The organism is Bacillus haynesii (assembly GCF_014042035.1).
GTDB lineage: Bacteria > Bacillota > Bacilli > Bacillales > Bacillaceae > Bacillus > Bacillus haynesii.
Genome location: NZ_CP059494.1, coordinates 1,876,176 through 1,892,464, shown reverse-complemented (window position 1 = coordinate 1,892,464; position 16,289 = coordinate 1,876,176). Strand labels below are relative to the sequence as shown.

The window sequence follows — 16,289 nt, the reverse complement described above, 5'->3', positions numbered from 1 at the left end:
ATTATGTTATACACAATTATAAAAGAAAACACCTATCAAGATTCTATCGTGTTAATGCTTTTATCAAACAAGTTATCTGCAATAGATGGTGTAAACAAAGTATCGATCATGATGGGAACACCAGCTAACAAAGACATTTTTAAATCTTCGGGTATGGGCACAGATGAATTGGAAAAAGCAAACCCAAATGACATCGTCATCGTTATAGATACAAATCAAGAAGAAAAAGTATCGGAAGTAAAAGAAGAAGTAGAAGCAGCTTTAAAAGGTGATTCCGCTTCACAAAATACATCTAAAGACCAGGAAGCACATAACTGGAAGCGTGCAATGGAGCTTGCGAACAACCCGAACTTGGCATTGATTTCCATTCCGGGTCAGTATGCAGCAATGGAAGCGGAAAATGCATTGAATGAAGGGTTACATGTATTTCTATTCAGTGACAATGTATCTAAAGAAGATGAGGTTAAGTTGAAACAAAAGGCGCATGAAAAAGGATTATTAGTCATGGGACCAGACTGCGGTACTGGAATTATTCATGGCGTGCCACTTGCATTTACAAATATCGTGAATGAAGGAGATATTGGCGTTGTGGGTGCATCTGGTACAGGGATTCAGGAAGTGACAAGCATCATTGACCGTTATGGTAAAGGTGTAACAAACGCAATTGGTACAGGTGGTCGGGATTTATCAACAGAGGTTGGTGCTACCACGGTTTTAGATAGTATCAAAGCATTGAATCAAGATCCAAAAGTAAAAGTGATTACAGTAATTTCTAAACCGCCTGCAGAGGAAGTGCAGCAAAAAGTATTAAACGTATTAAGAAATATTGAAAAACCAGTTGTTACGTTATTTTTAGGAGATAAACCAACTTATCAGGAAGAAAATATTTATCATGCGTACACACTTGAAGAAGCAGCGGTTGTATCTGTTCAATTATCCAATGGTGACAAACCGAATTTTAAACCGACAGTGGTTGAAAATGTAAACGTGTCGTTAAAAGATTCGCAAGTTGGTATTAAAGGTTATTACTCAGGTGGTACTTTGGCAGCTGAAGCAGCTGTGTTAGTGAAAGAGGCATTCAAAGAGGAAGTACCTGAAGAGACGAAAGATGCCTATATCCTAAAAACAAAACATCATGAAATTATTGACTTAGGCGATGACATGTATACCCAAGGGAAGCCGCACCCGATGATTGATCCTGAAAAACGTATCGAAATGCTTGAGACGTCTGGAAACGATCCTGAAACAGCAGTCATCATGATTGATAACGTCATTGGCTATGGCAGTCATGATGATATGGCAAATGAATTAGCACCAGCCATTAAACGTATTTTAGCCAACGCACATCAGAGTGGTCGTGAACTTGCAGTACTTGCAACAGTTGTAGGTACAGCACAAGATCCTCAAGGTTACGAAAAGCAAATTGACACCTTAAAAGAAAGTGGAGCAATGATTTGTGAGACAAACGACCAAATGGTTCGTACAGCGATTAAACTGGCAGGAGGAAAAGTGGAACAGCCAGTCCTAGATATACAAAAATTTGAACATACCCCAGAAGACTTGACAGTAGACGAAAAAATTATCTCCTTAATCAATACGAAACCAAGTGTCATCAATATTGGGCTGAAAAGTTTTACAGCAGCTGTTCAGAACAGCGGTTCAGAGTGTGTTCAATTTAACTGGCGTCCAATTGCTGGCGGTGATGAAAAGTTAATGAAAGTACTTCAATTTCTAAACTACTATGAAGGAGAGACAATTTAATGGGGTACAAAACAATAAATGAAGCAAACGAAGCTGTTATCCAGAAGATCATAGCAGCTGAACCATTCTTAACGGATGTTGTACCTGCCAAGTCTGTGATTCCTGAATTAGAAGATTATGTGTTATTACATGCTGGGCCTCCAATTAAATATGAAAATATGACAGATCCTATGCAAGGCTCTTGTGTTGGAGCGATTCTTTTTGAAGGATGGGCAGAAGATGAAGAGGACGCGCGTGGACTGCTTGAAAACAATAAGATTACATTTATTCCATGTCATCATGTGAATGCGGTTGGACCAATGGGAGGCATTACATCACCTAATATGCCAGTTCTTGTTGTTATGAACAAAGAGAGCGGCAACGAGGCGTACTGTCAAATGAACGAAGGCATTGGTGCAGTATTACGCTTCGGTGCTTATCATGAGCAGGTAATCAATCGCCTGCACTGGATGAAAGATGTGTTGGGTCCGGTGTTAAGTAAGGCATTAAGAAAAATTGATGGAGGCATAAACGTTAATATATTGATTGCTAAAGCTATTGCAATGGGGGATGAATTTCACCAGCGCAATATTGCAGCATCATTGGTGTTTTTAAAAGAAGTTGCTCCAGTAATTGCGGCATTAGATGATGTTGAAAACGAACAAAGGACAGAAGTGATCCAATTTTTAGCTGATACGGACCAATTTTTCTTAAACATTGCCATGGCGACTGGAAAAGCAATAATGGATGCAGCGCGTACAATCAAACATGGTACAGTCGTTACTGCAATGTGCCGAAACGGTGAAAACTTTGGCATCCGTATTGCAGGTATGGGAGATGAGTGGTTTACAGCACCTGTTCATACACCACAAGGGTTATATTTTACTGGCTACTCAGCGGAAGATGCAAACACAGATATCGGTGATTCAGCGATTACAGAAACAATCGGTGTTGGCGGCGTAGCAATGATTGCTGCCCCTGCAGTAACACGTTTTGTTGGAACAGGCGGATTTAATGATGCGCTTGAAACAAGCAATCAAATGACAGAAATTTGTGTTGGAGAAAATCCGAACTTTGTTATTCCGACGTGGGATTTCAAAGGAGCGTGTTTAGGTATTGATGCACGTAAAGTTGTTGAAACAGGTATCACGCCGGTAATCAACACAGGTATTGCACATAAAATTGCTGGATATGGGCAAATTGGTGCTGGCACAGTTCATCCTCCAATCGAATGTTTTGAGAAAGCAATCACAGCATATGCTGAAAAACTAGGTTTTCAAGGATGATTTTACAGGCAAGTGCGATTGGTTCAATCGCACTTCAGCTATTAACTGAGGGAAAAACGTTTACTGTGCACAGCATTTTTGAAAAAGGTTTGAATATTGTTGATCGGAATGATGAATTGATATTTATCGGCACAAATGAAAATGGGACCTTTCCATTTGGAATCTTGCTTGACTCACAAACGAAGCAAACATTAAAAGCCAGTCTTGAGGTGGGAGATACATTTCACGTTCGCAATAACCATCTTTCCCACAACTGTTTTGAACTCAATTTTAATGCGAAAATACTTCCGTTATATACGGATTTTAAACATGCAAATATAAATAAATTAAAAGAAAACGTCAAACAAGTTTCATTTAAATCGTATGAATCTACTGATTTTAAATCAGCTCGTGTGGCGGATTTGATAAATAAATTACACGATCCAACTGAAAATTTGGAAGAGGAGTTTCGTTACTTTATCGGACGAGGCCAAGGTTTAACGCCAACGGGTGACGATATATTGGTCGGTATATTATATGGACATTTCATCGACTCTTTTATCGCACAAAAACACCTTGAAACATTGGGAGATTTAATCAGAAAACCCTTAACAACCATTGTAAGCACGCGCTTTTTAACTTGTGCTATAGAAGGTTTATTTAGTTCGAAAATTACAAGATTACAACATGATTCATCTTTAAAAAGTATGAAAAGCCTGATAAAAGTAGGTTCTTTTTCTGGGATGGATACTTTATATGGAATTTATATGGCTTTAACAAAGGAGTGAGAGAGATGGGGAAAAGAGTAGTAATGGCACTAGGAGGTAATGCCATTTTAAAGCCAAAACAAGAAGCAACTTATGCTAATCAATTCAAAAATGTAATCTCTGCAACACGTCATATGATTGAAATTAAAGAAGCAGGACATAAAATTGTGATTACACATGGCAATGGTCCACAAGTGGGGAATATTATTGCTCAAAACGAAGCTGCCAAAAATGTCGTTGAACCACTGCCAATCTATGCTTGTAACGCAGAATCACAGGGATTCATTGGTTATATGCTGGAAAAGGCTTTAAAAAACCATATTAAAGAACGGGGCATTGCTGCGAATGTAGCTACATTTCTAACAATGGTTGAAGTGGACAAGTATGATAAAGCATTTGAAAAACCAACGAAACCAATAGGAGTATTTTATTCAGAGGAAGAAGCGAAGCAATTAGAAGAAAAAGGGTTTACTATGTCAGAAGATGCAGGGCGCGGCTATAGACGAGTTGTGCCTTCCCCAGAACCGAAAGTGATCCATGGGATAGAAGAGATTCGACGTTTAATTGATAAAACGATTGTTATCTCCTCTGGCGGCGGCGGTATACCTGTATATCGTGACGACAGCGGTCTATTACACGGTCTTGAAGCAGTAATAGACAAAGATCGTTCAGGATTAAAGCTTGCACAACAAGTAAATGCTGATGTTTTCATGATGTTGACAGACGTACCAAATGTATTTATCAATTTCGGCAAAGAAAATGAGCAAAAACTAAGCCGAATTACAGTAGAAGAAGCAGAACAATATGTGGCAGAAGGGCAATTTCCTGCTGGCAGTATGCTGCCAAAGATGCAAGCGGCTATAGAATTTGCAAAGTTAGGTAAAGAGGCAATTATTTGTTCATTGGATCAAGCGGTAGCTGCACTAGATGGAAAAGCGGGGACACGCATAACAAAATAAGACAATCCGTGTATGTTCATAAGGAGGATAAAAAGCCAAAATTCCTTCTTTTTCAGATATGACCTTCCATCAAAAATTTCTGAACATCTTTATAATGGAATTCTTTATGCTGAGCAGGTAGATTTCGAAAAGAAACAATCTATGAAGGCTAAATCGAAAGTCAAAGGATGAGCAGAAAATAATGGATCATTTAAAAGGTGAAGGAGGAAGTTTGATGACAAAAGAGGCGGGATCAGTTGAAGGTGAAGGAAAACAACCACTGGTTCCCTATTGGGTAAAAGTTGTTATCGTATTTTTCTTCGGTTGGGTGGCTCTTTATGCAACGCGAACAATATTAAACCCGATTATGGGGGATATTGAATCAGCGTTTTCATTAAGCAAGGCACAACTTGGCTTAATTATGAGTATATTTTTCATCGGTTATGCAGGTATGAACGTTCCTGCAGGAATATTAGGAGATAAAATTGGAAAAAAACGAGTGTTGGTTCCAGGTGTTATTCTATTTGGCTCGCTCGCAGCAGTTACAGGGATGATGCCTACATTCTTTCTGTTTATCTCTGCATGGCTTATGGTTGGTATGGCTCAGGGGGTATATTATGGGCCGCAATATGGAATATCATCCGAAATTATCCCGAAGAACCGTTTAACATTAGGCAGTGCTGTGATTAATGCAGGGATGGCTTTTGGTACTTCAATTGGCTATTATATCTCCAGTTATGTTGTAGGAGAATGGGGATTCGGATGGAGAATTCCATTTTTTATCATCGGAGTGCCGGTTGTACTTATCGGCATCGCAATGGCAATTGTAATTAAAGACAAGCCAAAAGCTGATAAAGAGGTTAAAAGCACCGCTGAACCGTTTAAGTTTTCATCTTTATTTAATAGAAACTTAATTTTGGCATATATTATTATTTTCTGCTCTATTTACGGATTCTTTATGATTATTACTTGGTTACCGTACTATTTAGAAACAGCACGCGGTTTAACCGGAGGAAATATTGCCTTTGTGGCATCACTTGTTCCATGGGCAGCGATTCCAGGTTCATTATTTTTTAGTTGGCTGTCAGATAAGTTAGGCCGGCGTAAACCAGTATTGCTCATGATGTTACCGTTTGGTATTTTATCAACAGCTGCAATTGTTTACTTTGATAGCTTACCAATTCTGTATATGACACTAATTGTGTATGGAATTGTAGGGAAAATTAGCGTTAACCCCGTTTTAATTGCTGTTGTAGCAAATAATGCGCCAAAGCAATCATTAGGTACAGCATTTGGATTCTACAACTTTGTTGGAATGTTAGGTTCCATTTTAGCTCCGTATATTACTGGCTGGCTTACAGACACTACAGGAAGTATGAATATAGGATTTTATTTTGCAGCAGCTCTGTTAGTCATCGCATTGATTGCAACATATTTAATAGATGAAAGTAATTTGCGATCTGTTGATAAAACAGCTAAACATCATTAGTTAGTAAAAGCTTATGACTTCTAGGAAGTCAGATTAAGTATGAAGAGACCCATTCACTGTAATTACGCTTCAAGCGGCACAACAAAGGCGACAGCCAGAGGCTGATAGATGCAAATAATAAACAATTCGGAATCGTGGTGTTAAAATTCAGCAGCGTCTGCAAAACAGCATGGGCTAAAATGACGCTGGACAAAGCAGTGTCCTCAGGCTTGGAGACAGATGCATATGTGAAAAGAAACAAAGACGGAAAAGAACTGAGCTGCAGCCCGGCTGGAGGAAAAGGAAAAGTGCTCCCGGGGCAGACATCCTGTTATACACCGATGGTTTATGATCTCGATCCGCGTTCTTCATATGCGATGGGGAAATATTATCAACCATCAACCGGAGCCCTCACTTATGCCTGTACAAGTTCGTATTCATATTGAAGCAGGAGTGGATGAAAGCACCCTTTCAGCAAGGGTGCTTTTTGCTGTCTTATCAGTCCCGGTTTCACAGCTCTTGAAGAGTCATTTGGCCTAATAAAGGAGCGGAAACAGTGGGGAATTCAGAAAACAGTGTAAAATGAACTATTACTATTAATTTATACAAGGGGAAAAATATAGTATGATATGAATAATGAATAAAACACAAAAAAATTGAATATCGGCAGAAAGGAGCTCCATATGAACAAAATCGCCGCGGAAGAAGTCGCCAACATGCTGAATACATGGTACCGCGCCATTAGAAAAAGCGATGCTGAACAGTCGATCAGGCTGTTTGAACAAATCAAACCGCTGCTGGCAGACATGGAGGAAGATCAGGAGGTTTTGATCTACTATTCCCTGCTGGAACTGCGGCATAAAATTATGCTCTACGATGCGAGAGGCAAAAAGATAGAGCAGCACGAAGTAACGGCCGGCGACAGTGCTGCATCACATATGACATCCTATTACTACTACCTGTTTTCAGGAGCTTATGAAGTGTATAAAAAGAATTATGAGCAGGCGATCAGCTTCTATAAAATTGCAGAGAAGAAGCTTGCTCATGTACATGATGAAATTGAAGTTGCCCAATTTCACGATAAAGTCGGAAAGCTCTACTATTACTTGGGCCAGAATATCGTCTCTTTAAATCATACCCGGCAGGCGATGGAAATTTTTAAGGGCCATGGCGACCATGACATGAACCTTGTCTCAACTTATATTACAATGGCTGGAAATTATACCGAGATGGGGAAATATACAGAGGCGGAAGAATATTTAACAGAAGCCATCCATACGGTAAGAAAAGCCGGCGACCGTTTTAAAGAAATGCAGCTCCTTCATAATTTTGCCTTGCTTTATTCGGCGATGGACAATTCGGAAAAAAGCATTCAGTTTTTAGAAATCGTTTTGGATGATCAAGGATATGCTGCATCAGATTATTATTTCAATGCTGTGTTTTTAATGATCAAAGAGCTGTTTAAAGTCGGAAACCATAAACGCGCTGCAGCCTTTTACAAAGAAGGGAAGGAAAGGTCGAAATCCGCGGCGAATAAAATATTTGACGCCAAAATCGATATTTTATATGCGGCTTATGCAGGAGATGGTGAACAGGCGGTTAAAGACTGCAAAGACAACATTAAAATCCTGTTTCAAACAAAGCAATACGACAGCGCCAGAGAACTTTCGCTCTTAACGGCCAATGTTTACAGATCAAAGTCACTTTATAAAGAAGCCGCACATTTCTTTTTGGAAGCGATTAAAGCGGAAGAAAAAATGAAAAAAGTGGAGGGAATGTGATGAAAAAACTGTTCATTGTTGCTGCGATTGCTGCCGTCGTATGTTCGGGATGGTTTGCGGCAGAAACTCACTGGGCATCCGGTGACATGCAGGTTGCTGAAAAGATGGTCGGTTAAATCGAATACTCGGAACAAATATTGAACATCCGCCCCGCCCTTGAGAAACGGGGCGGATTTTTCGTGAAGAAATCTTAATTTTTTTAGTATTGAAAACGCTTTCCTTAGTTTGTTATGATGTTTTTAGTAAAGTTTAGTGAATATGGATTCCAAAGACAGGACGGGATGAAAATGGCGACGATTAAAGAGATTGCGCTTCAGGCTAAAGTATCAAGCACAACGGTTTCAAGGGTTCTGAACCATGACCAGTCATTATCAGTAGCGCCTGAAACAAGGCAGCGGATTTTGAATATAGCAGCCCGGCTCGGCTATAAAAGTACGCGCAGGCGCCGTGAGGTATATGCCTCAGGAAGCGGTGAAAACCCGCGCATCGGCATTGTTGTCTGCCAATCACAGGAAGAAGAGCTGAGCGATCCATACTTTTATTCCATCAGGCAAGGAATTGAAAGTGAGTGTTTTGAAAGAGGAGCGTTTATTACGAAATTTATTCAGCTGAGCAGCATCCGCTCAAATCAGCCTGTAGACGATGTCGACGGCTTAATCGTCATCGGAAGGATCAATTATGCCGGTTTGCAGCAGTGCATGGGCGCGCTCAACAACGTCGTGTACATCAACCATATAGACAATGAAGAGCTGCGCGACTCGGTTGTCGTCGATTTTGAGAAGGCGACGGGGAGGGCGCTGAACCATTTGAAATCGCTCGGCTATTCAAGGCTCGGTTATATCGGCGGAAGAGAAAAAGAGCACTTTCGAATCAGCGATCAGGAGACAAGCGCCGTTGAAATCGAAGACAAACGGCTGACTGCGTTTCTGGAGATGGCCGGTGCAGAAAACGCGAAGCACATTTATATCGGCGAGTATTCGATGCAGCAAGGCTATGAACTGATGAAAAAAGCGCTTCTTGAGAAGAACGTTCCCGAAGCATTTTTTATCGCCAGCGATTCGATGGCCATCGGCGCGCTCCGGGCTCTTCGCGAATCGGGTCTCAACGTTCCCGACGATGTTGCCATCGTCAGCTTCAACGGCATTGAAGCGTCCGAATTTGCTAATCCGCCATTGACAACCGTAAAGGTTCATACAGAGGAGATGGGCCGGACGGGTGTGAAGCTGCTGCTCGACAGAATGAAAGGCAGGGAACTGCCGCTGAAAGTGACCGTACCTTCAGAGCTAATTATTCGGGAAAGCTGCGGATTCAGCAAACGGAGCTAATGGTAAGATAAGGCGCTTTCAAAGGAGGTGACGCAAATGGGTTTACTAAATTCCAGTAAAAAATGAAAGCGCTTTTTATTCGCCATCAAAATATCATAATTGGAGTGAATTTGATGAAAAAAATCATTTTCTCTTTTGTTCTCCTGATCATTTTGTCTGCAATAGTTGCGGGCTGCTCCGGAAAGAATGCCGGAAAGAACGGAGAGGTCACGCTCACGATGTTTTCGACAATGACAAACGACAGTGAAAAAAATGCGCTCAGAAGCATCGCAGATGATTTTGAAAAAGAAAATGAAGGCATCAAAATTGATATCAGCTTCCCCGGCCCGGACTATGAAAATATGCTGCGTGTCAAAATGGCGGCAAATGACATGCCTGACTTGTTCGATACGCACGGCTGGGCGAAGATCCGCTACAAAGAATACACTGCAGATTTAAAAGACATGGATTGGGTGAAGCATCTCGATCCAAACCTCGATCCGATTTTGAAGGATGAAAAAGGCAAAGTATATGCCTACCCTTTCAATCAGGCAAAAGACGGGATCGTCTACAATGCCGGTCTCTTGAAGAAATACGGTCTCAAGCCTCCGCAGACGTTGGACGAACTGATGCACGCGCTGGAAACGATCAAAGAAAAAAGCAAAGGGAACATCATTCCTTTTTGGTTTGCCGGTTCAGATAAAGGCGCTTTAGCTCAGTTTTATGATCAGTTTGCCACCCCGCTTCTCATCACAGATGATCGCTGCAATGAAAAAAAAGCTTTGGAAAACGGCACATTCGACTGGTCCGGCTACACACTTCTCGCAGAAACCTTTAAAGAAATGCAGGAAAAGCAATTGGTCAATAAAGATATCCTGACGGCAAAACCGTCGCAATTGGTCGAATTGATGGCGCAAGGAAAAATCGGCTTTACCCTCTCGGTCACATCGATCGGCCCTGATACGAGGGAAGTCAATCCCGATATCCAGTTAGGCGTGACGCCGACTCCAGCCGTTTATGAAGGCGACAAACCGAGCTGGATTGGAGGAGAGCGCCATACCGTTGCTGTTTGGAAAGACTCAGAATACCTCGAAGAAGCAAAGCGGTTTATTGAATTCGCCGCACAGCCCAAATATGTGAAAAAGATCGCCGAAGCCACCTCATTTCCTCAAGCATTAACCAACACAGAAGCCGAAAACTACTATTCTAAGTTTTATGATCAATATAAACAAATCGAAATCGAACCGTACTTTGACCGCATCTACCTCCCGAGCGGAATGTGGGACGTCATGGGGACGACGGGACAGGAACTTTTAGCCGGTACGTTAACGCCGAAGCAGGTATCGGAAAAAATGAAACAGGAATACAGCAGATTACAAGACCAATAGAAAGGATCGTTTTCATCATGATGAAAAAAGAAGGGTGAAATGATGAGCGAATTAGCTAAAGAAAAAAGTCTGACTATTGTGAAAAGAAAGGGCGGATTTATGAAGAAAACCGGATCGCTCTGGTGGATGTACCTTCCCGCCTTGGCGCTTGTTTCCATCTTTATGATTTATCCGTTTGCGAGCGGCATTAAAATCACGTTCACGAACTGGAACGGTTTCTCACAGTCGTATGACTGGATCGGCTTTGCCCAATATAAACGGATGCTGGCCGACCCGGCGACATGGCTTGTCGTCAGAAACACCCTGCTGTACGGATTGGGCAGTACGGTTTTGCAAAATGTCATCGGTCTTCTCTATGCCCTCCTGCTGTTTAAAAGCATCAGAATGAAAGCGTTGACGCGAACTGTTGTCTATTTGCCCGTCATCATCAGCCCGCTGATCATGGGGTATATCTGGTACTTCTTCTTCTCCTATGAAGGAGGCGCCTTGAACGATTTGCTGAAACTATTCGGGGCAGGTCCTGTCAATGCCTTGAGCAGCCCGGAAATCAATCCGTGGATCATCGTATTTGTTAATTCCTATCAGTTCGTCGGCATTGCGATGGTCATTTATTTAGCAGGTCTCGGAAGCATTCCGAAAGATTTTTATGAAGCGGCACAAATCGACGGGGCAAGCGGTTTTCAGCAGTTTTGGAGGATTACGCTGCCGCTGTTGATGCCTTCTGTCACGATCAACATGGTCATCAATATCATCGGCGGGCTGAAGCTGTTTGATGTCATTTTAGCGCTGACAGGCGGCGGTCCGGGAAATGCTTCGCAATCGATGTCGACTTTTATGTACGATTTGTATTTTAAGAGGCAGGATGCCGGCTATGCAGCCGCTCAGGGGGTTTTCATGGCGGTGTTGATACTGCTAATCAGCTTTACGGCTCTCATCTATTTTAAGCGCAAGGAGGTCGAAGCCTAGATGAATCGCCAAGAGAAAAAGAAACGGGCGCTGTGGACCGTGCTGGCTGCATGCATTACCGTTTTTCACCTGATTCCGTTTTATATTTTGCTGACGACGGCGCTGAAAGCAAAGGGAGATTTCAGTTCAAAATGGAAGTTCCCGGACGAAATCAGCCTCGGTAATTTCGCAGAAGCATGGGATAAAGCAGGTCTTGCCGGCTCTTTTTTCAATACTGCCGTGATCACTTTTGCTTCGGCGGCTCTGCTGATTGTGATCGGCTCTCTGGCGGCCTATCCGCTCGCCAGGCGCAGAACAAAGCTCAATCAAGCCGTTTACTTCCTGTTTATCGGTATTATGATCATTCCGCCGCTGACATCCATGGTTCCTTTATACAAAATGGTGGTGGAGCTTGGCATGCTGAATACGCTCGAAATCGCGATATTGAATAATACGGCGGCTTATATGCCCTTGACGATTTTTTTGTATGCCGGATTTATACGATCAACGATTCCGAAAGAGCTTGAAGAGGCGGCAAGAATCGACGGGGCGAGCACTGCGGGGATTTTCTTCAAAATCGTCTTTCCTTTATTAAAGCCGGTGACTGCGACGATTTGCATTATTGCCTGCGTATTCATCTGGAACGACTATCAGTTTTCGATCTTTTTCCTTCAAGACAAAAGTGTGCAGACTTTGACTGTGGCGATTGCCGGTTTCTTTGGGCAAAATGCGAACAACCTGCACTTGGTTGCTGCGGCTTCACTGATGGCGATGCTGCCGATGACGATTCTATTTTTATTCCTGCAAAAGTACTTTATAAAAGGATTATCAGCTGGAGCGCTAAAAGGCTAGCGGAAATTTCACGGGGAAAGGAAGATATGAATGACTAAAATTGCTTTTATCGGAGCGGGAAGCACGATTTTTGCGAAAAATGTGCTGGGGGACTGCCTGATGGTCCCGGCGATCAACGGATTTGAATTTGCTTTGTATGATATCGATCCGAAGCGCCTCAAAGAATCTAAAGATATGCTTGAGCATTTAAAAAACCGCTATAATGACACGGTATCGATCCGCGCCTATGGCGACAGAAAGGAAGCTTTGGCGGGAGCGAAATACGTGATCAATGCCATTCAGGTCGGCGGCTATAAACCAGGCACAGTCATCGATTTTGAGATTCCGAAAAAATACGGACTCAAGCAGACGATTGCCGATACGGTCGGAATTGGCGGGATATTCAGGGCGCTGCGGACGATTCCCGTTTTATTGGATATGGCAAAAGATATCGAAAGCGCGGCGCCCGACGCCTGGCTCTTAAATTACACAAACCCGATGGCTTCTTTAACCGGTGCGCTTCTCCGTTACACGGACGTGAAAACGGTCGGCCTCTGCCACAGCGTTCAAGTATGCACAAAAGATCTTTTTAAATCCCTCGGCATGAAGCATGAACGAATCGAAGAAAAAATCGCCGGCATCAATCATATGGCCTGGCTTCTTGAAGTAAAGCAAGACGGGAAAGACTTGTATCCAGAAATCAAAAAAAAGGCAAAAGAAAAACAGAAAATGAAACATGGTGACATGGTCAGGTTTGAACTGATGGATAAATTCGGCTACTATGTGACCGAATCGTCCGAACATAATGCAGAGTACCACCCTTATTTCATTAAAAGCCATTATCCCGAACTGATTGAAGAGCTGAATATTCCGATTGACGAATATTTGAGAAGGTGCGAGAAGCAGATTCAAAACTGGGAAAAGATGCGCGGTGAAATCGTCGGCAACCGCAATTTAACCCACGAGCGGTCCAACGAATACGGCTCAAGAATCATAGAAGCGATGGAAACCGGTCAGCCGTTTACATTCGGCGGAAATGTCTTGAATAAAGGATTGATTACAAACCTTCCGGAAAAAGCAGTCGTTGAAGTGACGTGCGTCGCTGAGCGGAACCGGATCACTCCGTGCGTTGCGGGTGAGCTGCCTGAACAGCTGGCTGCTTTAAACCGCACCAATATCAATACACAGCTGTTAACGATTGAAGCGGCAATAACAAAAAGAAAAGAACACATTTATCATGCTGCATTGCTTGATCCGCATACAGCAGCGGAATTATCGATGGATGAAATCGTAAACATGTGCGATGAATTGATCGAAGCACACGGTGACTGGCTGCCGGAATTTGAATAAAAAATAAAGCCTGAGCGAAGGGATCAGCCTTCAGCTCTGGCTTTTTTGATGCGAGGGTTTGAATATTTTTCCGATTTTTGGTGAAGCAATCGGAAGAATGGAGGAAGCATAGCGATCACGAGCACCACCCTCAACACTTGGACGGCGACGACGAACGTAGAGTCGGCGTGAAGCGTGACAGATGTTGTCGCCATTTCTGCGATTCCCCCCGGAGCAAACGCCAATATGGCCGTTGTCAGCGAAATGCCTGCCGCTTTAGCGGTGACGGCGGCGCTTAAAATCATCGCAATGATCAGTCCGACGGAGCTGACAAGTGCGACGATCAGCGTTTTTCTGACGCCGATAAACATATCTTTGCTGATTTTTGAACCGATCGTTGCGCCGAGACAAATTTGCGACAGCACTGAAAAGCCATGGGGCCACCAGGCTGTTGTGCTGAGTCCGGTCATTGAGGCGCCTGCGATTTGCAGAACGGCCGCACCGGTCATGCTTCCGAGCAGCCATGGCGCAGGAAACCGCAGTGCTTTCATAGCTTTGCATACCCCGAATCCGCCCAGCAAGATCAGCGCAGTCCATACGATATGAGGCGCTTCAAATGCCGATGTTCCCGCGGCGATCGCTTGGCTGCCGGCAGCATAGGTGTCAGGTTGCTTCGCATTTATGAAAAAAACGAAAAAGGGAATGGTCATGACGACCAGGAGCACACGTATCATCTGCACGAGACTGACGATTGCCGTGTTCGCTCCGACTTCCTGAGCGATGCCCGGCATCGCGGAAAGCCCGCCGGGAGCAGTTCCCACAAAGCTCGTCAGCATATCGGTCTTGCTGAACCTCCACAAGACAAAGCCCGACAGCATGGCGAACACGACGGAAAGGAGAAGCATGACGCCGACAATCAGCCAATTTTCCTTAAAGATCGAAATCACAGACATGTTGATTTTCTGGCCGAGCTCAATTCCCAATAGCATTTGACCGAACTGAAGCCATCCATGATGGATGCCGTTTTGTCTGACCGCCGCTTTTAACGGTGACGGGCGAAACAGCGACAGACAAGCGGCAGCGCTCATTGTGCCGACCATCCAGCCGATCGTCATGCCGGTCAATGAGAGAAGAAATCCCCCAAAACTGCTGATCAATATCAATAATATATCCCGAAGGAAATCTCTTTTTTCCCTCAAATGAAAAACCTTCTTCCTGTTTACTGCACAATCATTTTGTTCACTAAGTGAAGTATTTCTATATATTACTATATAATAATTTTAGTGATTGGTAAAATACGAATTTATTTAAAAGATTAATAAGAAAAACTGATCGTTCATTTTTGAACATAACAGATGGAACATATGAATAGATTAAATTAGATTCGATCACAAATAGAGGTGAACCGATATGAAACATTCCAAGGAATCATTCACCAAAGTCAAATCGTATCGCCCGTTTCACAGCGCTTTTGATCCGTGTCCCCCGATCGGCAAAAAATACTACAGAACCCCCCCAAATCTATATCTAGGTTTTCAGCCCCGCGGCCTTCCGCAGTTCTCTCCGATGGAGGCGCTCCAAAAAGGGACGCTTTGGCCCGTATTTTACGATCATTATGAAAATCCGTATGAAGATGGGAGGTAAGGAGGGTGACGAACTCTTTACCGCAAGACTATTATAAAAGGCTTCATGAAATTCAGGCTGTTGATTTTGTCATCGTTGAGCTGATGCTTTACCTTGACACACATCCCGATGATACCGATGCCATCAAACAATACAACCAGTATGCCGGATATTCAAGAAAACTGAAAGCGAAGTTTGAATCAAAATACGGCCCTTTGATTCAAGGAAGCCCGGATCAGACGGAATCCTATTGGAGCTGGAAAAGGAGTCCTTGGCCATGGCAAGTTTAATAGAGGAAGGGAGTCAGGTTCATGTGGCTTTATGAGAAAAAACTGCAGTATCCTGTTAGGGTGAGAGAATGCAATCCGAGACTTGCCAAATTTTTGATTGAGCAGTACGGCGGAGCGGACGGCGAATTGGCTGCGGCGCTTCGCTATTTGAACCAGCGCTACAGCATCCCTGATAAAGTCGTCGGACTGCTGACGGACATCGGTACGGAAGAGTTTGCTCACCTTGAAATGATTGCCACGATGGTATATAAATTAACAAAAGACGCGACACCCGAACAGATGAAGGAAGCCGGGCTCGGCGATCATTACGCAGACCATGACAAAGCCCTGTTTTACCATAACGCCGCCGGCGTTCCGTTCACCGCTACATACATCCAGGCAAAAGGCGATCCGATTGCCGATTTATATGAAGATATAGCGGCTGAAGAAAAAGCGAGGGCTACGTATCAATGGCTGATTGACATGTCGGATGATCCGGATTTAAATGACGGGCTGGCGTTTTTAAGGGAAAGGGAAATCGTTCATTCACAGCGCTTCCGCGAAGCTGTCGAAATTTTGAAGGAAGAGCGCGACCGTAAAAAAGTGTTTTAAACAGCAAAAAGCCGAAAATACGATCGTAT

At 43.2% G+C, this 16,289-nt stretch carries 17 protein-coding genes; 16 read left to right on the top strand and 1 reads right to left on the bottom strand.

Translation table 11 applies throughout. The features are described 5' to 3' along the window. Positions 1-3: 3 nt before the first annotated feature. The 13 genes from H2R00_RS09395 to melA all read left to right on the top strand — a co-directional run bounded on the left by H2R00_RS09395 (position 4) and on the right by melA (position 13,777). The gene (locus tag H2R00_RS09395; protein WP_154999596.1) at positions 4-1,761 is read left to right on the top strand and encodes an acyl-CoA synthetase FdrA; all 1,758 of its coding nucleotides are present in this window, start codon (positions 4-6) and stop codon (positions 1,759-1,761) included. Further along, on the top strand, positions 1,761-3,026 hold the full coding sequence (locus H2R00_RS09390; protein ID WP_182070914.1) for a YlbE family protein: 1,266 nt from the start codon (positions 1,761-1,763) through the stop codon (positions 3,024-3,026). Before H2R00_RS09395 ends, H2R00_RS09390 begins: the two co-directional genes overlap by 1 nt. Then, complete coding sequence (locus H2R00_RS09385; RefSeq protein WP_182070913.1) at positions 3,023-3,793, top strand: oxamate carbamoyltransferase subunit AllH family protein; 771 nt, start codon at positions 3,023-3,025, stop codon at positions 3,791-3,793. Before H2R00_RS09390 ends, H2R00_RS09385 begins: the two co-directional genes overlap by 4 nt. A gap of 5 nt (positions 3,794-3,798) precedes the next feature. Beyond that, complete coding sequence (gene arcC, locus H2R00_RS09380) at positions 3,799-4,731, top strand: carbamate kinase (protein WP_182070912.1); 933 nt, start codon at positions 3,799-3,801, stop codon at positions 4,729-4,731. Positions 4,732-4,945: 214 nt separating this feature from the next. Continuing rightward, positions 4,946-6,199 (top strand): MFS transporter, encoded by a 1,254-nt coding sequence (locus H2R00_RS09375; RefSeq protein ID WP_182070911.1) that lies wholly within the window; start codon positions 4,946-4,948, stop codon positions 6,197-6,199. A 134-nt stretch (positions 6,200-6,333) separates the two neighbouring features. Continuing rightward, positions 6,334-6,624 carry a DUF2690 domain-containing protein gene (locus H2R00_RS09370; RefSeq protein WP_342355839.1) on the top strand — a complete coding sequence of 97 codons (291 nt, stop codon included), beginning with the start codon at positions 6,334-6,336 and terminating at the stop codon, positions 6,622-6,624. Positions 6,625-6,861: 237 nt separating this feature from the next. Next, positions 6,862-7,959, top strand: coding sequence for a Rap family tetratricopeptide repeat protein (locus H2R00_RS09365; RefSeq protein WP_182070910.1), 1,098 nt, complete (start codon positions 6,862-6,864; stop codon positions 7,957-7,959). Beyond that, entirely contained in the window at positions 7,959-8,075 is a 117-nt protein-coding gene (locus H2R00_RS09360; RefSeq protein WP_003180390.1) for a hypothetical protein, read from the top strand. Before H2R00_RS09365 ends, H2R00_RS09360 begins: the two co-directional genes overlap by 1 nt. A gap of 171 nt (positions 8,076-8,246) precedes the next feature. Then, positions 8,247-9,284, top strand: a complete 1,038-nt coding sequence (locus H2R00_RS09355) for a LacI family DNA-binding transcriptional regulator (protein ID WP_244958303.1) — start codon at positions 8,247-8,249, stop codon at positions 9,282-9,284. 113 nt (positions 9,285-9,397) lie between these two features. Further along, positions 9,398-10,651, top strand: coding sequence for an ABC transporter substrate-binding protein (locus tag H2R00_RS09350; protein ID WP_182070908.1), 1,254 nt, complete (start codon positions 9,398-9,400; stop codon positions 10,649-10,651). A 42-nt stretch (positions 10,652-10,693) separates the two neighbouring features. Then, positions 10,694-11,617: a carbohydrate ABC transporter permease gene (locus tag H2R00_RS09345; protein WP_182071050.1), complete on the top strand. Its 924-nt coding sequence runs from the start codon at positions 10,694-10,696 to the stop codon at positions 11,615-11,617. Beyond that, complete coding sequence (locus H2R00_RS09340; protein WP_182070907.1) at positions 11,618-12,448, top strand: carbohydrate ABC transporter permease; 831 nt, start codon at positions 11,618-11,620, stop codon at positions 12,446-12,448. A gap of 30 nt (positions 12,449-12,478) precedes the next feature. Beyond that, positions 12,479-13,777, top strand: a complete 1,299-nt coding sequence (gene melA / locus H2R00_RS09335) for an alpha-glucosidase/alpha-galactosidase (protein WP_182070906.1) — start codon at positions 12,479-12,481, stop codon at positions 13,775-13,777. A 23-nt stretch (positions 13,778-13,800) separates the two neighbouring features. Here the strand turns inward: melA and H2R00_RS09330 are convergent, their stop codons facing one another. Beyond that, positions 13,801-14,955 (bottom strand): AbrB family transcriptional regulator, encoded by a 1,155-nt coding sequence (locus tag H2R00_RS09330; RefSeq protein WP_154994057.1) that lies wholly within the window; start codon positions 14,953-14,955, stop codon positions 13,801-13,803. A gap of 211 nt (positions 14,956-15,166) precedes the next feature. On the opposite strand from H2R00_RS09330, the gene H2R00_RS09325 reads away from it, so the two are divergent. The 3 genes from H2R00_RS09325 to H2R00_RS09315 are packed head-to-tail and all read left to right on the top strand — an operon-like array spanning position 15,167 to position 16,260. After that, the gene (locus tag H2R00_RS09325) at positions 15,167-15,400 is read left to right on the top strand and encodes a spore coat associated protein CotJA (protein ID WP_152847512.1); all 234 of its coding nucleotides are present in this window, start codon (positions 15,167-15,169) and stop codon (positions 15,398-15,400) included. A 5-nt stretch (positions 15,401-15,405) separates the two neighbouring features. Next, the gene (locus tag H2R00_RS09320; protein ID WP_182070905.1) at positions 15,406-15,669 is read left to right on the top strand and encodes a spore coat protein CotJB; all 264 of its coding nucleotides are present in this window, start codon (positions 15,406-15,408) and stop codon (positions 15,667-15,669) included. A 21-nt stretch (positions 15,670-15,690) separates the two neighbouring features. Beyond that, positions 15,691-16,260, top strand: coding sequence for a manganese catalase family protein (locus H2R00_RS09315; RefSeq protein ID WP_003180413.1), 570 nt, complete (start codon positions 15,691-15,693; stop codon positions 16,258-16,260). The last annotated feature ends 29 nt before the right edge of the window (positions 16,261-16,289 follow it).